This is a genomic window from Nocardia sp. FBN12, assembly GCF_054031145.1.
The window spans coordinates 4,800,242-4,820,451 of sequence record NZ_CM132926.1 but is presented as its reverse complement, the minus strand read 5'-3'; the positions used below and the strand labels follow the sequence as shown (position 1 = coordinate 4,820,451).

The window sequence follows — 20,210 nt, the reverse complement described above, 5'->3', positions numbered from 1 at the left end:
CTTGCCAGGCTATGTCCCAATCCGTATATTCCTACTGGAATATTTGGTCTGGAACATGAAGCTGAGTGGAGGTGGCCTGGGTGGGGCAGGTCGGGCGGAATGCGATGACGCCGTTGGCTATCGCGGTGCTCGCGTTGCTGGACGAGCGGCCGATGCATCCGTATGAGATGTATCAACTGCTGATTGCCCGGCGCGAGGATCTGCTGGTCAAGGTGCGGCCGGGCTCGCTGTATCACGTGGTGGCGCGGCTGGCCGATGGTGAGATGGTGGCCGCGGAGGGGATCGGGCGGGCGGGGAATCGGCCCGAGCGGACCACCTATCGGATCACCGATTCCGGGCGTACCGCGCTGCGGGAGCGGATCGCGGAGTTACTGCGCATGCCCGTGCAGGAGTATCCGATCTTCCGGGTGGCGCTGTCCGAGGCGCACACCCTCCCGCAAGAGCAGGTTGTCGCGTTGCTCGATGAGCGCGTGGAGCACCTGAGTCAGTCGCGGACCGAACTGGACGAACTGCTCGGCTGGACGCGCAGCCGTGCGGTCCCGCGTCGCTATTACGTTGTCCTGGAATACATTCGCGCCACCGTCCACGCCGAACTCACCTGGATCCAGGATTTCGCCGCGGAACTCGGCAACGGTGCCGTGCCGTGGGAACAGTTCGACCCCGAGACCGGCGAACGCATCAGTCTGAATCCTTCTCCCGATGGGAACCAATTCGATGACCTCCCAACGTAATCCGTGGCTAGCGCTCTTCGCCCTGGTGGTCGGGTTCTTCATGATCCTGCTGGATATGACGATCGTCGCGGTCGCCAATCCGGCCATCATGACCGAACTCCACACCGACATCTCCAACGTCATCTGGGTCACGAGCGCCTACCTGCTCACCTACGCGGTGCCGCTGCTGGTCACCGGTCGCCTCGGTGACAAGTTCGGGCCGAAGAACATCTATCTGATCGGCCTCGCGATCTTCACCGCCGCCTCGCTCTGGTGCGGTCTGTCGGGCAGCATCGGCATGCTGATCGCCGCCCGCGCGGCCCAGGGCATCGGTGCCGCGCTGATGACGCCGCAGACGATGGCCGTGATCACCCGCACCTTCGCGCCGGACAAGCGGGGCGCCGCGATGGGTCTGTGGGGCGGTGTCGCCGGGCTGGCGACGCTGGTCGGTCCCATCCTCGGCGGTGTGCTGGTCGACAACCTCGGCTGGGAGTGGATCTTCTTCGTCAATGTGCCGGTCGGCATCATCGCGTTCGGGCTGGCCGTGTGGCTGGTGCCCGCGCTGCCGACCAACGACCACAAGTTCGACATCGTCGGGGTGATCCTGAGCGGAATCGGCATGCTGGCACTGGTTTTCGGTATCCAGGAAGGCAATTCGCAGGATTGGTCGTTGCGGATCTGGCTGTTGATCGGCTTCGGTGTGGTGATGCTGGTGGTGTTCGTGATCAACCAGGCGCGCAACACCGGCGAACCGTTGCTGCCGCTGAGTCTGTTCCGCGACCGCAACTTCGCCCTGTCGAACCTGGCGATCGCCGCGATGGGCGCCGCGGTCACCTCGATGATGGTGCCGTCGTACTTCTACCTGCAGTCGGTGCGGGAGATGTCGCCGACCATGTCGGCGCTCGTCTTCGCGCCGATGGCGATCATCACCGGTTTCACCGCGCCGTTCATCGGCAAGGTATCGGACCGCTTGCCACCACGGCTGCTGCCGACCATCGGTTTCGTGCTGTTCGCCGGCTCGGTGGCGTCCTTCGGTGTGCTCATGACCCCGGACTCGTCGATCATCTGGTTCCTGATCGCCGCAGGCGTCGGCGGCCTCGCCAGCTCGTGCATCTGGGCCCCGCTCGCCTCTACCGCCACCCACAACCTGCCGGTCGTTCAGGCAGGCGCGGGCGCAGGCGTCTACAACACCACCCGCCAGGTCGGCGCGGTCCTCGGCAGTGCCGCGATCAGTGCCCTGATCGCCGCCCGCCTCACCGCCAACGGCCTCGGCGGCGGTGGGCCGGTCGGCGAGGGCACGGCCACCGGCCCGCTCCCACCCCAGGTCCTCGACGAATTCAGCACCTCACTGGCCCAGTCGATGATCCTGCCCGCCGCCATCCTCCTGATCGGTGTAGTCGCCTCGGCCCTGTTCGTCGGCCATCGGGAAGTCCGCGGGCAAGGCTCCCACGCTGGAGAAAGCGGACGCCTCGGTCTGATCGTGAAATTTCAATCTGCCAGCGCTAGAACTCGACGATCTGGAGTCTCTTGACGATGTCGGAAACGGTCAGATCGTCGTCATCAGTCCACAATCGCTGGAACAGATCGTTCGCTTCGGTGGCCGTACAGCCGGGGCGTTTGCTATGGCAACTCAGCATCAGGCGAGCGGCGACCCAGGCGGTTCGCTTGTTCCCGCGGAGAAATGGTCGCGTTCGCACAATCGCGTGAATCAGTGCAGCGGCCTTCTCTTCGATGGTGGGGTAGGCCTCGGAACCTGACATAGTCAGATGAGGTCGGTCTGCGGCAGAAGCGACCAAACCAGGATCGCGCACTTCCGCACGCCCATCCAGCACCGTCGCATTGACTCGAAGGAGAACCTCCGGCGTCACTCGTCACCCAACTGCGCGAGCAGGTCGGCGTCCTCGAGCATGATCTGCTGCACCGAGACGCGTGCCCGTGCGCGGTGAACCTGCGCATCGACCCATGCCTGCGCAGCCTGGACGATCGCTGAATTCACCGAGATATGGTCGGCTTCGGCTGCTGCTGTGATCCCCGAGTGTAGTTGGTCCGGGAGTCGCACACTGATCGTCGTCATACCGGAATGATACCAGCGGTGATGGTTTCGGGCCTGACCTTGCGATCAGCTGACCTGGATGGTGAGGGTGGGGTAGCCGGTGGCGCCGTCGGGGACGACGTCCTGGGAGACGGCGGTTTGGGGGCCGGTGGGGTCGAGGGTGCGGGCGCGCAGGGTGTGCTGGCCCGGGGTGGCGTCCCAGTCGTAGGTCCATTGGCGCCAGGTGTCGATGGTGACCTCGGTGGACAGGCGGGCGGGGCGCCAGTCGCCGTTGTCGATCTGGACTTCGACGCCGGTGACGCCGCGATGTTGGGCCCAGGCCACACCGGCGATCACGGTGCGGCCCTGGGGGATTCGGCCGCGGGCGCGTGGAGTGTCGATGCGGGTGCCGGTCTTGATCGGGCCCTGCGCCGACCAGCCGCGGCGGGTCCAATAGGCGGTGGCCCTGTCGAAGCGGGTGACCTCGAGTTCGGTGACCCATTTGGTGGCGGAGACGTAGCCGTAGAGACCGGGGACGACGAGGCGGGCGGGATAGCCGTGCTGCACCGGGAGGGGCTCGCCGTTCATGCCGATGGCGAGCAGCGCGTCGCGACCGTCGGTGAGGACCGACAGCGGCGAGCCCGCGGTCCAGCCGTCCTTGCTGTGCGACAGCACCATATCAGCGTCGGGGAGCGGGCGGGCCTGCGCGAGGAGCTCGTCGAGGCGGTAGCCGAGCCACCGGGCGTTGCCGATGAGGTCGCCGTTGATCGGGTTGGACACACAGGCCAGGGTGACAAGGCGCTCGACCGGCGTCCGGCGAAGCAGATCGTCCCAGGTGAGCGTGATTTCCTGTTCGACCATGCCGTGGATGCGCAGGGACCAGGAGTCTGTGGACACCTGGGGAACGATCAGCGCGGTGTCGATACGGTAGAAATCGCTGTTCGGGGTGATGTAGGAGGTCAGCCCCGGTACGCGCAGATCGGCGTCCGGCGCGAGGCCTGGCAAAGGGGTTGCGGGCCTGGGCAATTCGACCGTCGCCCGCTCGGCGGTCACGTCACTGCGTGCCCCGCCCAGCAATCGCCCTGCCAGCCCGGCGCCGATAGCCGATACCCCGGTGGCCGCGATCCCGCCGAGGACTCGACGGCGCCCGGCCTTCGCGGCGAGGCTCTCGGCAGCAGTCGAACTGCCCTCGATGCCGCGGTCCTGCGCCGGGGTATCGCCGGACGCTGCCGCTGCGGGCTGCTGACCAGAGGCCGCGTCGATCCGGCGCGTGAGCCCTCGCAACGCGAGAATCCCAGCGGCAGTGCCGATCAGCGCGGGGAGTGCCCCGAAGAACCCGCCGATCCGCCCGGCGCCGATGACAGCGGCGATCACGCCGAAAACCGCGAACGTGACCGACCCGATCGGCTGAGTCCTGCGCTCGCACCCTCCAGCGACCCCCGCGACAATCGCCGCGACCACCCCCATGCACGCGAACAGCACGGCCTTGTCATTGGTCCCGAAGGTCGAAATCGCCCATTCCCGAATCCCATCGGGCGTGTGGTCGATAACCGTCGCCCCGAGCGCGTACGCCGGCGCACCACCCGCCCCGGTGAACACCGCGACCAACTCCGCCACACCGAGCACCAGTGCGGCGGCCACGATCCCGGCCACCACCCGCAAGAACGCCATGCACAGAGCGTACGTCGCGGCCGGATCAGCGGCGGTGACCGATTTGTGACGGCCGAACACCTGTCACCGGAGGCCCATGAAAACTACACTGCGTAGTAGAAGTGATCCCGCTCGGCAGGAGAACCCGATGACCGAGACAACACCCGACTCCACACTGCGCGCCACCACGGCGGTCTTCGCCGTCGCACTCCTGGTCCACGGCGCCGACCACCTACGCCGCGGCATGGACGCGACCTCAGCCCTCGTCAACGCCCTCGGCACCCTGCAACTGCTCTTCGCGCTACTCACCGTGTTCCTGGTGTTGCGCCGCCACCAGGAGGCCGCACGCGCCGCGGTGTTCGTCGGCTTCGCCAGCGCCGTCGGCTTCACGATCGTGCACTTGCTCCCGGATTGGTTCGGCCCACTCAGCGACAGCTTCGTCAATGCACCGGCGAGCTCAGGGGTCACCGGATTCTCCTGGTTCGCAGCGTTATTCGAGATCGCCGCCGACCTCGCGATCGCCGTCGCGGGCTTGCGAGTACTGCGATCGAGGCGGGTGAGCGTGGCGTGAAAGCGCAGTGCCGATGCGCGACCGCCGTTTCGGCAGCGGCACAGCAGTGCGGCCTACCTCGGCAATGACGCGCCCACCAGCGGCGCGCCATCGGCACCGAAGGCGTCGGTGAACGGTCGCGGTCGGTAGTCTGCGCGGAATGACAGCACGTTCCTTCTCGCGATTCGTGTCTGCAGTCTTCTTGGCAGCCGCGATTCCCCTGGTATCGCCCACCCATTCCGCTACCGCCGCGCCCTGTTCCGATATCGAGGTGGTGTTCGCTCGCGGGACCGCCGAGCCGGGCGGCGAACTAGGCCTGACCGGTATCTCCTTCGTCGAAGCGCTGCGCGCGAACGCCGGTGGACGCTCGGTCGGCTCCTACGGCGTCGACTACCCGGCCGGCAGCAACTTCGCCGACCGGCTCGCCTTCGCGCACTCCGTCGTGCAGGGCATCAGCGATGCCCAGCGTCGGGTCGAGTACATCGCGGCGAACTGCCCCGGTTCCCGGATCGTCCTCGGCGGGTATTCCCAGGGTGCGGCGCTGGCCGGGTTCGCGACCGGTGTCGGTGTGCCAGAGGGTGTGCCGCCGGAGTACGAGATGTACCTGCCCGAGCCGATGGCGCCCGAGATCGCCGAGCATGTCGCGGCGGTCGCGCTGTTCGGCAAACCCTCGGATCGGTTCATGCGCGACGCGGACGCGCCCGCGATCTCCATCGGCGCGCTCTACAAGAACAAGACCATCGACCTGTGTGTCCCCTCGGACAACATCTGCGACGGTTCCCCCCTCGCCCAACCCAATGCCCTGCACACCCTCTACGGCATCAATGGAATGACCCTCACCGCTGCACAATTCGCGGTGCGACGACTCTGATCGCAGACAGCGCAAGGCCGGTCGCGAAGGCGCGACCGGCCTTGCGCGTTCTCAGGGGTGTTCCTTGTGCCGCTGGTAGTACCGGGCGACCCTGGCTCGGTTGCCGCAGCGGGCGGGAGAGCACCATTGGCGGCGCGGGTGGGTGGCGACGAACAGGAGCACGCAGTCGTCGGCGGCGCATCGGCGGAGTTTGCGCAGTGCCGGATCCGCGAGTAGCTCGGCGGCGGCTTCGGCGAGGGCGGCGGCGGCCCTGGCCCCGGCCGGCCCGGTGCGGTGGCGGACGGTCGTTATCTCGGTACCGGTCCAGGCCGGGCGCAGGATCGCGGGGGCCGCGTTCTGGGCTGCGATAAGTCCGCGCAGGGCGGATTCGGGTGGTCGGCGGCCGTGGCGCAGAGCGTCGATAGCGGCCGCGGTGTGCTCGCGAACGGCGCGGATCGCGCGCAGGTCGGCGGGACTGGGGGCGGCGACGGCCAGGTCGGGGTCGCGGGAGGCCTGGATGGTCAGCCAGTCCTCGAGAAGCGCGGGGCTGGCGAGCAGATCCGCGCCGAGCGGACGGGTGTTGACCAGGTCCACCGCCAGCGGTTCGCCGATAAGCGGAGTCGATGCGGTCATCATGTAATGCTACATCGCCCTGTTGACGCATTAGTCATGGCGCGGTATGACTAATGCATCAACTACGGATGAAAGCATGTGAAGATGAGCGAAGTGCCCCGTATCGAATACCGCACCGTCGACATCGACGGGGTAGACGTCTTCTATCGGCAGTCCGTGCCGACCGCGCCCGACGCTCCGGTTCTGCTTCTGCTGCACGGGTTTCCGACAGCCTCACACCAGTTCCGCACCCTGATGCATACGCTCGGCGACCGCTACCGGCTGATCGCCCCCGACTATCCCGGGTTCGGATACACCAGTGCGCCAGATGATTTCGACTACACCTTCGATGGGCTCGCCGACACGATCGCGGCTTTCGTCGAGCGAATCGGCCTGCGTCGCTTCGCGATGTACCTGTTCGACTTCGGTGGGCCCGTCGGTTTGCGGATCGCCGACCGCATGCCCGACCGGATCACCGGGCTGGTGATACAGAACGCCAACGCCTACGAGGCCGGATTGTCCGACGGCGCACGCGAATTCACCGCCCTGAGCCCGGACGACGAAGGCGCCGAAGACACGATCCGCGGCCTGCTCACGCTGGAAGGCACGCGCAGCCAATACGAGCACGGCGTGCCGGACCCCGCCGTGCTCTCACCCGAGGGCTGGACTCTGGACCAGCACTTCCTCGACCTGCCCGGCCGCAAACAAGCGCAGGTCTCGCTGGCCTTCGACTACAAGTCCAATGTCGAGGCGTACCCGGCCTGGCAGGCATGGTTGCGCAAGTACACACCGCCGGCGCTGATCGTTTGGGGCGCCGACGACCCGTTCTTCCCCGCACCTGGCGCCCACGCCTACCTCGCCGACCTCCCGGCGGCCGAGGTGCACCTGTTCGGCACCGGCCACTTCGCTCTCGAAACCCACCTGCCCGAGATCGCCCCGCTGGTGGCGCACTTCCTCGACCGACTCGAGCCCTGAACAGCCGAAAGGCCGGTTGCGGCAACGCAACCGGCCTTTCGAGGGTGGGGACTAGGAGTAGATCTTGTCTACTTCGCCCGCGTACTGCTTCATGACGACGGCGCGCTTGAGCGACATCTTCGGGGTGAGCTCACCGGTCTCCTGGGTCCAATCGACCGGCAGGATACGGATCTTCTTGATCGCCTCGGCCTTGGAGACCTTCTTGTTGGTCTCGTCGATCGCGGCCTGCACCTCGGCGACCAGCGCCGGGTTCTCGATCAGGGTCTCGATCGCGGTGTCGGCGGCCACGCCGTTGCGATCCTTCCAGCCCGGCAGGGCTTCCGGATCCAGGGTGATCAGCGCGCCGATGAACGGCTGGCCGTCACCGACGACCATGACCTGGCTGATCAGCGGGTGCGCGCGCAGGGAATCCTCGAGGATCGCGGGGGAGACGTTCTTGCCGCCCGCGGTGACCAGGATTTCCTTCTTGCGGCCGGTGATGGTGATGAAGCCGTCAGCGTCGATGGCGCCGAGGTCGCCGGTCTTGAACCAGCCGTCCTCGAACGACTCGCCGGTGGCCTCGGCGTTGCCCCAGTAGCCGTCGAACACGACCGAACCCTTGAGCAGCAGTTCGCCGTCCTCGGCGATCTTGGCGGCATGCCCCTGGATCGGGCGACCGACCGAACCCACCCGGATGTGCTGGGCGGTGTTCACGCTGAACGCGGCGGTGGTCTCGGTCAGGCCGTAGCCCTCGTAGATCGTCACGCCCGCACCACGGAAGAAGTGGCCCAGACGCGCGCCCAGCGGGCCGCCACCGGAGACAGCGGCCAGGCACTGGCCACCGAGGGCCGCGCGCAGCTTGCTGAAGACCAGCTTGTCGAAGACGAAGTGCTTGACCTTGAGCAGCAGGTCGGGGCCGCCGGGGGTCTCGAGCGCCGTGCTGTAGGCGATGGCGGTCTCCGCGGCGGCGTCGAAGATCTTGCCCTTGCCGCCGTCGTGCGCCTTCTGCTTGGCGGAGTTGAACACCTTCTCGAACACGCGCGGCACCGAAAGGATGAAGTCGGGCTTGAAGTCGCCGAACTGCTCGACCAGCGTGGTCCAGTCCGAGCTGTGGCGGATGATCACCTTGGAATCGAAGGCGATCAGCGCCACCGCGCGGGCGAACACGTGCGCCAGCGGCAGGAACAGCAGGGTCTTCTGACCCGGCTTCACGAACGCCGACAGTTCGATGCCGCCCGAGCGCGACTCGGCCCACAGGTTGGCGTGGGTGAGCTGCACGCCCTTGGGCTTGCCGGTGGTGCCCGAGGTGTAGATCAGGGTGGCGGGCGAGGCCGCGCCGACCTGCTTGCGACGCTCGTGCACGGCCTCGTCGCCGAGATCGGCACCGCGCTTGGTGAGCTCGTCGATCGCGCCCTTGTCGATCTGGATCGTCTCGGCGAGCGCGGGCAGCGAACCGGCCTCGATCTCGTCGATCGTGGCGCGGTGCTTGTCGTTCTCGACGACCAGCAGCTTGGTCTCGGAATCCTGCAGGATCCACTTGGCCTGCTCGGCGGCCGAGCTGTCGTAGATCGCGACGGTGACGCCACCGGCGGCCCAGATCGCGAAGTCGAGCAGCGTCCACTCGTAGCGGGTGGCCGCCATGATCGCGACGCGGTCGCCCAGCTCGATGCCTGCGGCGATCAGGCCCTTGGCCACGCCGAGGACGGCCTTCTCGAACTGTGCCGCCGTGACGTCATTCCAGCCGCCGCTGCCGTTCGGGACGTTGAACAAGACCGTGTTCGGCGTCTCCTGCGCGAAGCGGAAGACGTTGTCGGAATTGTTCGCATCGTCCGGGATGGTGTAGGAAGCCGGAACTTCGAACTCTCGCATCTGTGCCCTTCCAGTGGGTTCTACTCGCCAGTAATCTACGACACGTTCGGCCCGGTTGCGATATCGCCGCCCGAATTGCCCGTCACCAGGCTTTATCGTAAATCGTTGATCGATACCGGCTGTATTGCTTCTCGCAGGAATTCTGCGAGTTCGCTGAGTGCCATCGCTGCCTCGGTGACCAGCGCGGCTTGCAGTTGCGCGACGTGCCAGAGGCCGCGGGTTTCGGTGAACCGGACGTGGACGCCCGCTCCACGCAGGGCTGAGACGAGCTTGCAACACTGGTCGTGCAGGAGTTCGCTCACGTCGACCTGCACGTAGGTGGGTGGCAGGCCGATCAGGTCTCCCGAGAGCGGGGCGTAACCCACTTCGGTTGCGGCGGCGTCGCCGAGGTAGTAGGCGGCACACGCCTGTGACCACGCCCGGTTGATCACCAGATCGCGGTCCTTGCTCGGCACCTCGGTGGGATCGACCCACGGGGCGATGAGGCCGAGCGCGGCGGGCGTCATCTGATGCCGTTGGATCAGTCGCTGAGCCAGTGCCATCGCCAGGCCGCCGCCCGCCGAGTCACCGGCCAGGCAGATCTGATCGGGCCGGTAGCCGACGTTGCCGACCAGGTCGAGGAACGCTGCTTCGGCGTCGTCGAGCCCGGCCGGGAACGGGTGCTCCGGCGCCAGTCGGTAGTCCAGCGAGTACACCGCGCACGCGGTCTCGCGCGCGAGACCGGCCACCAGCGAACGGTGTGTGGCGATCGAACCGACCACGTAACCGCCGCCGTGTAGGTACAAGATCGCGCCCGCGGCACGTTCGGGTGGCACCGCCCGGGTACGCGAACCCGGAATGGGGGTTTCGGCGATCACCCGCTCGGCGGGGCGCCCACCCAGCTGCAGGTGCTGCACGACGGAACCGTCGGGCACCAACTGCAGCCGGGAGACGGTGTCGAGCAGCACCCGCTGCACCGCGACCGGTAGCCGCGCGTTCAGCGTCACCCGGAACACCGGGTCGAGCAGCGTGCGGGCGATCGGCAGCGGAATCTTGAACTCGCGCATGGAGTTTCCTGGTCTGTCAGTTCGGCATGAAGCGGCCGTTGACCACGGCCGAGATTCGGTTGTAGCCGGAGGCGAGGAAACGCACGCTCACGTCGAGCAGCTTGGCCTCCCAGCCGATCAGCACGCGCGCCTGGCCCTTGCGCACACCTTCGGTGATGGTCTGCGCGGCCATCTCCGGGCTGTGAATCGCCAGGTACTTGTCGAACAGGGTGGCGGCATTGGCGCCATCCATGCCCTCGGCGTAGGTGGCATTGCGGGCGACCGCGGTCTTGATGCCGCCGGGGTGCACGCAGGTGACCTTGACGGGCGCCTTGGCGACCTTCATCTCCTGGTACAGCGCCTCGGTGAAGCCGCGCACCGCGAACTTGGCCGAGTTGTAGGCCGCCTGGCCGGGCACGGTGACCAGGCCGAACAGGCTGGAGACGTTGATGACGTGGCCGTCGCCGGACTCGATCAGCATCGGCAGGAACGCCTTGGTGCCGTTGACGACGCCCCAGAAGTCCACATCCATGATGCGTTCGATGTCTTTGAACTCGGTCTTGATCACGTCACCGTGGTAGGCGATGCCCGCGTTGTTGTAGATCTGGTGCACGACGCCGAAATGCGCCTTCACCTGATCGGCGTAGAGCAGGAACGACTCGCGCTCGGCCACATTGAGCCGGTCGGACTTGACCTGCGCGCCCAGCTTCTCGCAGGAGGCGACGGTCTGGGCAAGGCCCTCGGCGTCGATGTCGGAGAGCGCGAGCTTGGCGCCACGCGCGGCCAGGTTCTCGGCCAGCGCGCGCCCGATGCCGGAGCCTGCTCCGGTGATCACGCATACCTTGTTCGTGAAGTAAGCATCTTTGCTCACTGTGCTGCCACCACTTCCCTGTCGGCGTCTGCGGTTGTCGTAGTGTAGGCATCGGCATCGAAATACCGTGTGAGCCTACGGAATTCGAAGGTGAAGTCCGGCCACAACGTGGTGTTGTTGCCGTGCTTGTCCAGGTACCAGCTGGCGCAGCCGCCAGTGTTCCAGACGGTCTTGCCCAACTTTTCCTGCAGGTCGGCGTTGTAGGCGTGCTGCACGTCTTCGCGCACCTCGACCGTGCGCAGACCCTGCTTGTCGATCGTCGCCAGCGCGTCGCTGACGTAATTGATCTGCGATTCGATCATGTACACCATCGAGGTGTGGCCGAGGCCGACATTCGGGCCGACCAGGAAGAACATGTTGGGGAAGTTCGCGATGGCCGAGCCCTTGTAGGCCTGCTGGCCGATCTGGTCGAACACCTCGGTCAGCGTGCGCCCGTCGCGCCCGACGATCGAGTTGTAGGTCGGGGAGTCGGTGACGTGGAAGCCGGTGGCCACGATCAGCGCGTCGATCTCGCGCTCGGTGCCGTCCTTGGTCACGATGGAACCCGCCTTCACTTCGGCGATACCGTCGGTGACCACGTCGACATTGTCGCGATCGAGCGCGGGGTAGTAGTCGTTGGAGATCAGCATGCGCTTGCAGCCGATCCGGTAGTTCGGGGTGACCTTCTTGCGCAGCTCGCTGTCGCGGATCTCGATCTGCAGCTTGGCGCGTGAGATGGCCTCGAAGGCCTTCATCAGGGCCGGGAAGCGGGTCAGGCCGACGACCTGGGTCTCGCGCGCGGCGTAGATGGCCGCGCGGGACAGACGCTGCACGACGGGCAGGTGCTTGAACGCCAGCCGTTCGGGCAGCAGATACGGGCGGTCCATGCGCGGCAGCAACCAGGGCGCGGTGCGCTGGTAGACGTCGAGCGTGGCGACCTTGCTCGCGATGGCGGGCACGATCTGGATCGAGGAGGCGCCGGTGCCGATCACCGCGACGCGCTTACCGGTGAGATCGGCGTCGTGGTTCCAGCGGGCGGAGTGGAAGATCTCGCCCTCGAAACCGTTGATGCCCTTGATGTCCGGCAGCGACGGCTCACACAGCGCGCCGACCGCGGAGACCACGGTGTCAGCGGTGAACTCGCCCTTGGTGGTGCGGATGTCCCACTGCGCGGTCGCCTCGTTCCAGCGGACGCTCTGGACGTCGCAGTCGAAGACGTGGCGGTCGAGCACGTCGTAACGCTCGGCGACGCTCTTGATGTAGGACTGGATCTCGCCCTGCTTGGAGAACGACCGGGTCCAGTCCGGGTTCGGGGCGAACGAGTAGGAGTACAGGTGCGAAGGCACGTCGCAGGCGGCACCGGGATAGGTGTTGTCGCGCCAGGTGCCGCCGACTTCGCTGCCGCGCTCGAGCACGAGGAAATCCTCGCGACCCTGCTGACGCAGGCGAATGGCCAGGCCGAGGCCTGCGAACCCGCTGCCGACGATGACCGTCGTGACGTGGCGGGCGCCTGCTCCGGGTTCGACAACTTTGTCTGTAACCTTGCGACTCATGTAATGCAGAATACGGTCTTATTGAGCCGTAGTCAACAGCTATTGAACCGTATTCAGTAGTGGCTAGGATGGCTGATGTGAGTACCAGGAGCGTGGGAGAGACCAAGCGTGTGCGGCTCAGTCCCGAGGAGCGTCGGCTGCAGCTGATCACCCTCGGCGCCGAGATGCTGGTCGACCGATCACTCGAGGAGATCTCGGTCGACGACATCGCCAAGCAGGCGGGCATTTCGCGCGGGCTGCTGTTCCACTACTTCGCGTCCAAGCAGGAGTTCCACGAGGCGATCGCCCGGCATGTGAGCACCGAGTTCTTCGTCGCGATCATGCCCAACCGTGAGTTGTCGCTGTTCGACATGCTGCGCGACTCGATCGAACGCTACGTCGACTACGTCTGTGAACACTCCGCGCCCTACCGCTCGGTGCTGCGCGGGCCCGCTAGCGTCACCCCGGACGTGGCCGGACAGGTCAACGAAACCCGCGGCGCCATCGCCGATCTCATCATCGGCGAACTGCCGCTGCCGCCCGAGGGTGCCGAACTGGCGCGGCTCACCTTGGCCATTCGTGGCTGGATCGCGTTTGTCGAGGAGACCATCCTCACCTGGATCGTCGAGAAGCCGATCAGCCGCGAGCAGTTGGTCGACTTGTTGGTCGAGTCCTTGCCCGCGCTGGCATTGAGTCCGGCGTTGATCGCGGCACTGCAGGGCTGAATTCTCCGAATCGCTTGCCCTTTCCGGCCTATTCGGACTTCGGGCGGGCGCGCAGGTGTGCGCGCTCGCCCTGCTTGCCGAACAGGCTGAGGAATTCGACGGATTGTTCGTCGGCGGCGCCGAACCAGTGCGGGACATGGGTGTCGAATTCGGCGGCCTCGCCGGGGTTCATGATGATGTCGTTGTCACCGAGGATCAGGCGCAGGCGACCGTTGAGCACGTAGAGCCACTCGTAACCCTCGTGCACCTGCGGCGTCTGAGGCCGATCGCGGGCGCCGGGGGCGATGATCATCTTGAAGGCCTGGATGCCGCCCGCGCGTTTGGTGAGCGGGAGCATGGTCATGCCGTGTCGGCTGACCGGGCGCAGGTGGATGCGTGGGTCGCCGGTGGGCGGGGCGTCGACGAGCTCGTCGAGGGTGACGCCGTGCGCCTTGGCCAGGGGGAGCAGGAGTTCCAGGGTGGGTTTGCGGTCGCCGGATTCCAGGCGGGACAGGGTGCTCACCGAGATGCCGGTTTCCTGGGAGAGGTCGGTGAGGGTGGTCTGGCGCTGTTTGCGCAGGGCGCGCAGGCGAGGGCCGACCGAGTCGAGGGTCTGATCGAGGTCGTCCATGCTCTCCAGTTTGCCATGTCGGCAAAGAAGGTTGCCAGTATTCGGCGCTGGAATGCATGGTGGAGCTCGAAGGAGGTCGAGATGACACAGCTGAACGATTCATACGACGTGGTGGTGCTCGGTGGTGGAGCCGCTGGGCTGAACGCGGCACTGATGCTGGCGCGTTCGCGGCGCTCGGTCGCCGTGATCGACGCGGGGGCGCCGCGTAACGCGCCTGCTCAGGGCGTCCACGGACTGCTCGGGCGCGAGGGGATGTCGCCGTTGGAGCTGCTCGAACTCGGCCGCGCCGAGGTGCGTGGGTACGGCGGGCACGTCGTGTCGGGTCAGGTTGTCGCGGTGGGGCGTGCGGCTGATTCATCGGATATCGATGAATTCGCGGTGACCCTCGCCGACGGTCGCACGGTGGCCGCTCAGCGGATTCTCGTGGCCACCGGCCTCGCGGACGAACTCCCCGATGTTCCCGGCCTGCGCGAACACTGGGGTCACGACGTCTTGCATTGCCCCTACTGCCACGGCTGGGAAGTGCGCGATCAGCGCATCGCCGTGCTGGCGAGTGGACCGATGTCGGTGCATCAGGCGTTGCTGTTCAGCCAGCTCAGCGACGATATCGTGTTCCTGACGCACACGGCTGCGCCGCTGAGCGAAGAAGATGCGGAAAAGCTTGTGGCGCGGGGTATTCGGATCATCGAAGGCAAGGTCGTCGAGGTTCTCGGCGCCGACCGCCTGACCGGTGTCCAGCTCGCCGACGGCACGATCATCGAACGCGACGCCCTGGTCGTGGCACCCCGCATGAACACGCGCGCCACCTTCCTTACCGACCTCGGCCTCACGCCCGAGCCGCACCCGTCCGGCGCGGGCGACCACATCCCCGCTGATCCCGTCGGCCGGACCGCGGTGCCCGGCGTCTGGATCGCGGGCAACGCCACCGACCCGTCTGCCCAGGTCGGCGCGGCCGCGGCCGCCGGCGCAATGGCCGGTGCGCAGATCAACGCGGAACTGGTGATGGCCGAAACCGCCGCGGCGGTGGCCGTACGTCGCGCCGATGCCGACCTGGCCGAATCGGCGTCGGCGTAAGCCGATCGACCCTCGGTTCGATCTGGCGCGAAGGGCCCCGCCGAACGTCTCGGCGGGGCCCTTCGCGACGGACTCAGTTATCGGTGGCCGGGCACACCGTGCTGCTGAACGGGCACGGCTTGAACAGCTCCTCGATGAGCATGACCAGGGTGCCACTGCCACTGGTCGCATCGGCGCTGCCGGTCTCGGCGACCGGCGCGGCTGCTGTCGGCGCGGCCATCGCGGTAGCCGGAGCCATGGCCCCCAGCGCCACAATCGCCATACCGGCCATGACAAATTTCCCGATCGACACGCTGTCTCCCAAATCTCGAAAAGTGTTGCCGCAGAGTCGGCGAGAAGAATGATTCCCTGTGAAACGACCGACCGGTAGCCCTGAAAACCGGGGCTGTCGATCAGTTCGGGGTCAGGGTTTCCTCCTGGTCGGCAGTGGGTGCGTCGTCCGCCGGGGGTCGTGGTCGAGTGCGATAGCCTTGCGCGTCATCGATGGCCGTGGTCAGCAGGGCGCGGGCCTTGTCCGGCGAGAGCTGGCCGATGGTGACGTGCAGGGCGAGGCCGTCGAGTAGGGCGAGCAGGGATTCGGCGGCGGCGGTCGGGTCGGGGTGGTCGGGGAGCATGCCTGCGACGTGGTCGCGGAAGCCGAGGCCGTTCATTTTCAGGGTTTCGGCGATCTGGGGGCGGACTGTGGCGAAGGCCAGGTAACCGATCAGGATGCGGGCGTCGGCGGCCGATTCGGGGTCGGTGGGGAGCAGCGTGGTGAGGATCTGGCGCAGATCGGGGTCGGGGCCCGCCGCGGAGATCCGCGTGGCGATCCGGTCGGCGATGGTGGTGGTCGCGAACTCCATCATCGCCTCCTTGCTGGGGAAATAATGCTGCACCTGGCCCGCGGAGACTCCTGCCTCGGCGGCGACGTGGCGCAGGCTGATCGACTCCAGGCCGTCGCGGGCGAGCAGGCGCATCACCGCATCGCTGATCGTCGCGCGTCGAGAACTGTGATCCACCCGCTTCGGCATGGGCCAATCTTTTCACAATGCACTTGTATTGCCGCACTTCGCCCCTTTACAATGCGAGTGTATTGAAAAGGAGGGTCCCATGCGCCCGATCAGCCGGCTCGCACGGTCTTTCGTTCGTCTGGAAACCGACATCTGGGTGAGCCTCGCGCGGGCCGTCAGCCGCAGGCCGGACACCGAAGGCGGCACGCCGATTCGGTACGCGGGCGCGGAGTCGGCTGTCATCTGGGCGTTCATCGTGGTCAGCGCCGTGGAGATCCCGGCGGTTCACCTACTGATTCCGTGGCCCGCGGCGCGGTTTGTCGCGCTGGGACTCGGGGTCTGGGGATTGCTGTGGATGGTTGGCATGCTGGCCGCGCACCACATGTATCCCCATGTGCTCACCGATGAACTCCTGCGGGTCCGCTACCTGCGCCGGGTCGCCCTCGACCTCCCGCTGGCCGGCATCCGCGCCGTCCGCAACGATCTACGCGCCTACGACGGCGCGAAGTCCTTGCAGCTCACCGGCCCCGGCGAGACAACGCTCGCTGTCATCGTCGGCAGCTCGACCAATATCCGCGTCGACTTGATCGAACCGCAGACCTTCCACACCCCGCACGGCGACTTCACGGCGAGCACCGTCGCATTCTGGGCCGATGATCCGAAGGCCGCGGTCGCATCGATCCGCGCCGCATTTTCGCCCGATTCGGGGCTGGCCAGTCAGAAAACTGACTGAGCGGAGACGAAAATGCCGGAGGTTCACGGCCGGTCAGGGAGCGGCGTCCGCCGGAAACTGCGGACGACCTCGATGTAGCCCAGTGGCGGCCAGGTGTTATTCGGGTGTTGCGAAGGATTCGAGGCCGGTTACGCGGAGTAGGTCGAGGGCGGTGGCGGTCGGGGTGTTGGGGGCCGCGGAGTAGATGATGACGGTCTGGTCGGTGTCGGGGACGTGCATGGCGTCGCAGTCGAGGGTGAGGGCGCCGAGGTCGGGGTGGGCGATGGTTTTGGTGAGGCTGTGCATGACGCTGGAGCGGCCCGCCTGCCAGTGCTCCTCGAATTCGGTACTGCCGGTGCGAAGTTCGGTGAGCAGGCGGGTCAGGCCGGGGTCATCGGGGTAGGTGGCTTTGACCGCGCGCAGGCAGCCGACGCAGGCGGCCGCGTTGCTGTCGGCCTCCTCGGGTGTCATGACGATGCGGCCCATACCGCTGCCGAGGAAGCGCTGCCACATGATGTTGCGCTGGGTCACGGGGATCGCGGAGAAATCACCGAGCAGGGCCGCCGACAAGGGATTCCAGGCGAGGACATCGGATTTGGCGGAGAGCACCAGCACGGGCAGATCGGCCAGGCGATCCAGCAGGCGCAGCACGCTGGGGCGGATCAGCATCGGAATCCGCCCGGCCTGCGGTGGTTCCGACCCGGCGAGTCGATAGACGAGATCGCGATCGACATCGGTGAGCCGCAGCGCCCTGGTGAGCGCGCCGAGCACCTGCTCGGACGGTTTGGGTCCGCGACCCTGCTCCAGCCGCACGACGTAGTCGACGCTGACACCGGCCAGGTTCGCCACTTCCTCGCGCCGCAACCCGGGTACCTGCCTGCGTGACCCGCTCGGCAGGCCCGCGTCGGCGGGGGTCAGCCGAGAACGCGCGGTGCGCAAAACCGTCGCCAATTCCGCTCTGTCCACCTCTCCCATGGTGCCGCAGGACCCGAGCGCGGGGGTGGTACCGCCGGTCCTATGCCGAGGCAGCACTGGAGAACGTGGCGCGTCGGCGGGAATCTGGACGCATGACAACAACGATTGCCCTGGTCACCGGGGCCAATAAGGGACTCGGCCGGGAAACGGTGCGCAGATTGGCCGAAGCGGGCTGGCAGGTGTTCCTCGCGGCCCGCGACACCGCCCTCGGCGAGGCGGCCGCCGCCGAATTCACCGCGGCCGGTTTCGACGTTCGATTCGTCCCGCTCGATGTGACCTCCGACGACTCGGTCGCCGCGGCCGCCGACATCGTCAAGGCCACGGCGGGCCGCCTCGACGTGCTCATCAACAACGCCGCCATCGGCGGTCCGCGCACCGCGCCCTCCGAAACCAGGCCCGACGATCTGCGAGAAGTGTTCGAGACCAACGTCTTCGGCCCGATTCGGGTGACGAACGCGTTCGTGGGGCTGCTGCGTGTGTCCGACCACCCCCGCATCGTGATGGTCTCCAGCGGTGTCGGCTCGATCGCGACGATCACCGACCCGAAGTGGCAGGGCCTGCTGCCACCAGCCCTCGGCTACCCGGGCACCAAGGCGGCGCTGAACATGCTCACCGTCATGTACGCGAGCGAACTCGGCGAGATGAAGGTCAACGCGATCGATCCCGGCTACACCGCCACCGACCTCAACGGGCACAGTGGTTTCCAGACCGTCACCGAGGGCACCGACGCCGTCGTCGCCGTGGCGATGGCCGACCCGGACGGCCCGACCGGCGGATTCTTCGACCGAACGGGTACCGCACCGTGGTGAAAGCGGGCGCACTGCTCGTGGCGGTGCTCGCCGGTCTCGGCATCACCGCCTATCTGATGAGAACGGAGAATCCAGTGGCCCAGCCGAACACGGTGCTGTCGATCGGTCTACACCCCAACGCGGTCGACTACTCCCGCTACCCGCAGATGGACGAAGCCACCCTGACCGCCCGCATCGCGGCAGGTGAAACCGCCCTGCGTGCGGCGGGATTCGACATCGTCTCGTGCCAGGTCCCCGCCGATCCCGACGCGGCCGAGGCGACGCTGCGTGAATGCGCGGCGAGCGGGCAGTTCCGGGTGGCCATGATCGGAGCCGGTGTGCGGATGGCCCCCGAGCACACCCTGCTGTTCGAACGCCTGATCAATGTCGCCGGCGAGATCGCTCCGGGAATTCGATTCTGTTTCAACACTTCTCCGGAAACGACCATCGACGCGCTGCGCCGGTGGGTGCAGCCGGAGTGAAGCAGAGACCGGCTGCTACTTGTGGCCGCCGCCGTGGTCATGGCCGCCGCAGGTGTCGGTGCGCCGACCGTCCGCCGAGGCTTGCCCGGCGCCGTGGCCTTCCAGCGCCGCGAACGGACCGCACTCGTGCGGGGCGATCCACACGTGCACCATCGGGTTTCCCGAGCCGGGGTTGATGGAGTTGGGCGGGCAGTTGCCCTGGGCGTCGAGCACACCGGCGACCACGGGGCCGTTGTCGCCGGCTTTCCAGCAGAGGTTGTCGTGGACGTGCCACTGCATCAGGGAACCGCCGAAATCCACCAGGGCCGGGTCGTCGATCTTCTTGCCGTTGGCGATGTACATCGCCGAGACGAGGGTGCGGTCGGTTCCGTCGACCCGGTAGACCAGCGACTCCGGGTGGGCGGGATCGAGGAAGTTGTTGTCGCGGATGTAGCTGGTGTTGATGTAGTGCTCGTACCCGGTGGCCGAGTCGCCGATCGAGCGGAAGCCGAGGGCGCCAACGGAATTCACGTCCGCGAAGGCGGGCAGGCCGTCGAGGGTGCTGCGAACGAGGTCGGTCGCGCGTGCCTGCTGATCCGGCGTCACACCGGCGACACCCGACAGGTCGATCGGCTTCGCCGGATCGAAGGGGCGCGGCCAGTTCGCCTCGGTGCCGTGGTCGTCGCCCGTGCCGTGCGCGTGGTCCCCGCCCGCCGCGTGCGCGTCCTCGCTCCCGTGACTGTGGACGTGTCCGACACCGTTGAGCATCGCCGCCAGCGCGAGCACCCCCACCGCCGCGGCCGCGATCCCCGACCGCAGTGGCGGCAACGTCGCGGTGGGCCTGAGTAGGCCGATTCCCGCGGCAATGGCGGCCAGCGCACCCAACGCGGCGCACACGGTATCCGCTACCTGCGGTGACTCCGCGGTCAACCCGGCGATGAACCCCACATCAGCGAACCGCGTGAACGCCCATACCGCGGCCGCGAAAGCATTCACCGCGAGCATCGACGTCACGACGAGTTTGCGCTCACTCAGCAACACCGCCAGTCCGGTCGCGCACTGGACCGCGGCGAGCACGACCATCAGCCGTGCCAGAGTCGCGTGCTCGGTGTGCATTCCCGCCGCCATGAAATGCACGGCGCCAGCTCCCACCGAGGCGATCCCGCCCAACAGCAGGTACCCGTTACGTCCGTTCGCCATGCCATGCTCCCGTGTTTGTTGGAGCGCTGGCGCGCTCGAGCG

Annotated in this window: 23 protein-coding genes; 10 read left to right on the top strand and 13 right to left on the bottom strand. The window is 67.0% G+C overall.

The annotated features are described in order from the left end of the window. The first annotated feature begins 104 nt into the window (after positions 1–104). Complete coding sequence (locus ACWZHB_RS22820) at positions 105–731, top strand: PadR family transcriptional regulator (RefSeq protein WP_427903871.1); 627 nt, start codon at positions 105–107, stop codon at positions 729–731. Then, complete coding sequence (locus ACWZHB_RS22815; RefSeq protein ID WP_427909266.1) at positions 715–2,241, top strand: DHA2 family efflux MFS transporter permease subunit; 1,527 nt, start codon at positions 715–717, stop codon at positions 2,239–2,241. The genes ACWZHB_RS22820 and ACWZHB_RS22815 overlap by 17 nt, the downstream gene beginning before the upstream one ends. On the opposite strand, the gene ACWZHB_RS22810 is transcribed toward ACWZHB_RS22815, so the two are convergent. Genes ACWZHB_RS22810 through ACWZHB_RS22800 form a run of 3 tightly spaced genes read right to left on the bottom strand, consistent with a single transcriptional unit; the run spans position 2,213 to position 4,413 of the window. Continuing rightward, the gene (locus ACWZHB_RS22810) at positions 2,213–2,578 is read right to left on the bottom strand and encodes a type II toxin-antitoxin system death-on-curing family toxin (protein WP_427903870.1); all 366 of its coding nucleotides are present in this window, start codon (positions 2,576–2,578) and stop codon (positions 2,213–2,215) included. The genes ACWZHB_RS22815 and ACWZHB_RS22810 overlap by 29 nt on opposite strands. After that, entirely contained in the window at positions 2,575–2,784 is a 210-nt protein-coding gene (locus tag ACWZHB_RS22805; protein ID WP_427903869.1) for a toxin-antitoxin system HicB family antitoxin, read from the bottom strand. Before ACWZHB_RS22805 ends, ACWZHB_RS22810 begins: the two co-directional genes overlap by 4 nt. 45 nt (positions 2,785–2,829) lie before the next feature. After that, the gene (locus tag ACWZHB_RS22800; protein ID WP_427903868.1) at positions 2,830–4,413 is read right to left on the bottom strand and encodes a molybdopterin-dependent oxidoreductase; all 1,584 of its coding nucleotides are present in this window, start codon (positions 4,411–4,413) and stop codon (positions 2,830–2,832) included. A 127-nt stretch (positions 4,414–4,540) separates the two neighbouring features. Between ACWZHB_RS22800 and ACWZHB_RS22795 the strand changes: the two genes are divergently transcribed. Beyond that, complete coding sequence (locus tag ACWZHB_RS22795; RefSeq protein WP_427903867.1) at positions 4,541–4,963, top strand: hypothetical protein; 423 nt, start codon at positions 4,541–4,543, stop codon at positions 4,961–4,963. Positions 4,964–5,102: 139 nt separating this feature from the next. Then, positions 5,103–5,813, top strand: coding sequence for a cutinase family protein (locus tag ACWZHB_RS22790; protein WP_427903866.1), 711 nt, complete (start codon positions 5,103–5,105; stop codon positions 5,811–5,813). A gap of 51 nt (positions 5,814–5,864) precedes the next feature. Here the strand turns inward: ACWZHB_RS22790 and ACWZHB_RS22785 are convergent, their stop codons facing one another. After that, positions 5,865–6,425, bottom strand: a complete 561-nt coding sequence (locus tag ACWZHB_RS22785; protein WP_427903865.1) for a CGNR zinc finger domain-containing protein — start codon at positions 6,423–6,425, stop codon at positions 5,865–5,867. 84 nt (positions 6,426–6,509) lie between these two features. Here ACWZHB_RS22785 and ACWZHB_RS22780 point away from each other — a divergent pair, with 84 nt between their 5' ends. Next, positions 6,510–7,379: an alpha/beta fold hydrolase gene (locus ACWZHB_RS22780; RefSeq protein ID WP_427903864.1), complete on the top strand. Its 870-nt coding sequence runs from the start codon at positions 6,510–6,512 to the stop codon at positions 7,377–7,379. A 51-nt stretch (positions 7,380–7,430) separates the two neighbouring features. On the opposite strand, the gene ACWZHB_RS22775 is transcribed toward ACWZHB_RS22780, so the two are convergent. The 4 genes from ACWZHB_RS22775 to ACWZHB_RS22760 all read right to left on the bottom strand — a co-directional run bounded on the left by ACWZHB_RS22775 (position 7,431) and on the right by ACWZHB_RS22760 (position 12,655). Next, positions 7,431–9,227, bottom strand: coding sequence for an AMP-dependent synthetase/ligase (locus ACWZHB_RS22775; RefSeq protein ID WP_427903863.1), 1,797 nt, complete (start codon positions 9,225–9,227; stop codon positions 7,431–7,433). Between the two features lie 92 nt (positions 9,228–9,319). After that, the gene (locus tag ACWZHB_RS22770) at positions 9,320–10,273 is read right to left on the bottom strand and encodes an alpha/beta hydrolase (protein WP_427903862.1); all 954 of its coding nucleotides are present in this window, start codon (positions 10,271–10,273) and stop codon (positions 9,320–9,322) included. Between the two features lie 16 nt (positions 10,274–10,289). After that, positions 10,290–11,123: an SDR family NAD(P)-dependent oxidoreductase gene (locus tag ACWZHB_RS22765; RefSeq protein ID WP_427903861.1), complete on the bottom strand. Its 834-nt coding sequence runs from the start codon at positions 11,121–11,123 to the stop codon at positions 10,290–10,292. Next, a complete protein-coding gene (locus ACWZHB_RS22760) occupies positions 11,120–12,655 on the bottom strand; it encodes a flavin-containing monooxygenase (protein WP_427903860.1) in 1,536 nt (511 codons plus the stop codon). Before ACWZHB_RS22760 ends, ACWZHB_RS22765 begins: the two co-directional genes overlap by 4 nt. 68 nt (positions 12,656–12,723) lie before the next feature. Here ACWZHB_RS22760 and ACWZHB_RS22755 point away from each other — a divergent pair, with 68 nt between their 5' ends. Beyond that, positions 12,724–13,359 (top strand): TetR/AcrR family transcriptional regulator, encoded by a 636-nt coding sequence (locus ACWZHB_RS22755; RefSeq protein ID WP_427903859.1) that lies wholly within the window; start codon positions 12,724–12,726, stop codon positions 13,357–13,359. A 28-nt stretch (positions 13,360–13,387) separates the two neighbouring features. Here ACWZHB_RS22755 and ACWZHB_RS22750 read toward each other — a convergent pair whose 3' ends face one another. Continuing rightward, positions 13,388–13,969 (bottom strand): helix-turn-helix domain-containing protein, encoded by a 582-nt coding sequence (locus ACWZHB_RS22750; RefSeq protein WP_427903858.1) that lies wholly within the window; start codon positions 13,967–13,969, stop codon positions 13,388–13,390. A gap of 81 nt (positions 13,970–14,050) precedes the next feature. Between ACWZHB_RS22750 and ACWZHB_RS22745 the strand changes: the two genes are divergently transcribed. Then, positions 14,051–15,043, top strand: coding sequence for an NAD(P)/FAD-dependent oxidoreductase (locus ACWZHB_RS22745; RefSeq protein ID WP_427903857.1), 993 nt, complete (start codon positions 14,051–14,053; stop codon positions 15,041–15,043). Between the two features lie 73 nt (positions 15,044–15,116). On the opposite strand, the gene ACWZHB_RS22740 is transcribed toward ACWZHB_RS22745, so the two are convergent. Together ACWZHB_RS22740 and ACWZHB_RS22735 are read right to left on the bottom strand one after the other, a co-directional pair. After that, positions 15,117–15,335, bottom strand: coding sequence for a hypothetical protein (locus tag ACWZHB_RS22740; RefSeq protein ID WP_427903856.1), 219 nt, complete (start codon positions 15,333–15,335; stop codon positions 15,117–15,119). 100 nt (positions 15,336–15,435) lie between these two features. Further along, a complete protein-coding gene (locus ACWZHB_RS22735; RefSeq protein ID WP_427903855.1) occupies positions 15,436–16,053 on the bottom strand; it encodes a TetR/AcrR family transcriptional regulator in 618 nt (205 codons plus the stop codon). A 79-nt stretch (positions 16,054–16,132) separates the two neighbouring features. Between ACWZHB_RS22735 and ACWZHB_RS22730 the strand changes: the two genes are divergently transcribed. After that, a complete protein-coding gene (locus ACWZHB_RS22730) occupies positions 16,133–16,765 on the top strand; it encodes a hypothetical protein (protein WP_427903854.1) in 633 nt (210 codons plus the stop codon). 96 nt (positions 16,766–16,861) lie between these two features. Here ACWZHB_RS22730 and ACWZHB_RS22725 read toward each other — a convergent pair whose 3' ends face one another. Beyond that, complete coding sequence (locus tag ACWZHB_RS22725) at positions 16,862–17,710, bottom strand: helix-turn-helix transcriptional regulator (RefSeq protein WP_427903853.1); 849 nt, start codon at positions 17,708–17,710, stop codon at positions 16,862–16,864. 101 nt (positions 17,711–17,811) lie between these two features. On the opposite strand from ACWZHB_RS22725, the gene ACWZHB_RS22720 reads away from it, so the two are divergent. Together ACWZHB_RS22720 and ACWZHB_RS22715 are read left to right on the top strand one after the other, a co-directional pair. Then, on the top strand, positions 17,812–18,528 hold the full coding sequence (locus ACWZHB_RS22720) for an SDR family NAD(P)-dependent oxidoreductase (protein WP_427903852.1): 717 nt from the start codon (positions 17,812–17,814) through the stop codon (positions 18,526–18,528). After that, positions 18,525–18,989: a hypothetical protein gene (locus tag ACWZHB_RS22715; protein WP_427903851.1), complete on the top strand. Its 465-nt coding sequence runs from the start codon at positions 18,525–18,527 to the stop codon at positions 18,987–18,989. The genes ACWZHB_RS22720 and ACWZHB_RS22715 overlap by 4 nt, the downstream gene beginning before the upstream one ends. A 15-nt stretch (positions 18,990–19,004) precedes the next feature. Here ACWZHB_RS22715 and ACWZHB_RS22710 read toward each other — a convergent pair whose 3' ends face one another. After that, complete coding sequence (locus tag ACWZHB_RS22710; protein WP_427903850.1) at positions 19,005–20,168, bottom strand: hypothetical protein; 1,164 nt, start codon at positions 20,166–20,168, stop codon at positions 19,005–19,007. Positions 20,169–20,210 lie beyond the last annotated feature (42 nt).

Bases quoted from the DNA above. Each gene is read 5' to 3' on its own strand.
- ACWZHB_RS22820 (WP_427903871.1), top strand. From the start codon at position 105: ATGACGCCGTTGGCTATCGCGGTGCTCGCGTTGCTGGACGAGCGGCCG.
- ACWZHB_RS22815 (WP_427909266.1), top strand. From the start codon at position 715: ATGACCTCCCAACGTAATCCGTGGCTAGCGCTCTTCGCCCTGGTGGTC.
- ACWZHB_RS22805 (WP_427903869.1), bottom strand. From the start codon at position 2,784: ATGACGACGATCAGTGTGCGACTCCCGGACCAACTACACTCGGGGATC.
- ACWZHB_RS22800 (WP_427903868.1), bottom strand. From the start codon at position 4,413: ATGGCGTTCTTGCGGGTGGTGGCCGGGATCGTGGCCGCCGCACTGGTG.
- ACWZHB_RS22795 (WP_427903867.1), top strand. From the start codon at position 4,541: ATGACCGAGACAACACCCGACTCCACACTGCGCGCCACCACGGCGGTC.
- ACWZHB_RS22790 (WP_427903866.1), top strand. From the start codon at position 5,103: ATGACAGCACGTTCCTTCTCGCGATTCGTGTCTGCAGTCTTCTTGGCA.
- ACWZHB_RS22785 (WP_427903865.1), bottom strand. From the start codon at position 6,425: ATGACCGCATCGACTCCGCTTATCGGCGAACCGCTGGCGGTGGACCTG.
- ACWZHB_RS22780 (WP_427903864.1), top strand. From the start codon at position 6,510: ATGAGCGAAGTGCCCCGTATCGAATACCGCACCGTCGACATCGACGGG.
- ACWZHB_RS22775 (WP_427903863.1), bottom strand. From the start codon at position 9,227: ATGCGAGAGTTCGAAGTTCCGGCTTCCTACACCATCCCGGACGATGCG.
- ACWZHB_RS22770 (WP_427903862.1), bottom strand. From the start codon at position 10,273: ATGCGCGAGTTCAAGATTCCGCTGCCGATCGCCCGCACGCTGCTCGAC.
- ACWZHB_RS22760 (WP_427903860.1), bottom strand. From the start codon at position 12,655: ATGAGTCGCAAGGTTACAGACAAAGTTGTCGAACCCGGAGCAGGCGCC.
- ACWZHB_RS22755 (WP_427903859.1), top strand. From the start codon at position 12,724: ATGGCTGATGTGAGTACCAGGAGCGTGGGAGAGACCAAGCGTGTGCGG.
- ACWZHB_RS22750 (WP_427903858.1), bottom strand. From the start codon at position 13,969: ATGGACGACCTCGATCAGACCCTCGACTCGGTCGGCCCTCGCCTGCGC.
- ACWZHB_RS22745 (WP_427903857.1), top strand. From the start codon at position 14,051: ATGACACAGCTGAACGATTCATACGACGTGGTGGTGCTCGGTGGTGGA.
- ACWZHB_RS22735 (WP_427903855.1), bottom strand. From the start codon at position 16,053: ATGCCGAAGCGGGTGGATCACAGTTCTCGACGCGCGACGATCAGCGAT.
- ACWZHB_RS22730 (WP_427903854.1), top strand. From the start codon at position 16,133: ATGCGCCCGATCAGCCGGCTCGCACGGTCTTTCGTTCGTCTGGAAACC.
- ACWZHB_RS22720 (WP_427903852.1), top strand. From the start codon at position 17,812: ATGACAACAACGATTGCCCTGGTCACCGGGGCCAATAAGGGACTCGGC.
- ACWZHB_RS22710 (WP_427903850.1), bottom strand. From the start codon at position 20,168: ATGGCGAACGGACGTAACGGGTACCTGCTGTTGGGCGGGATCGCCTCG.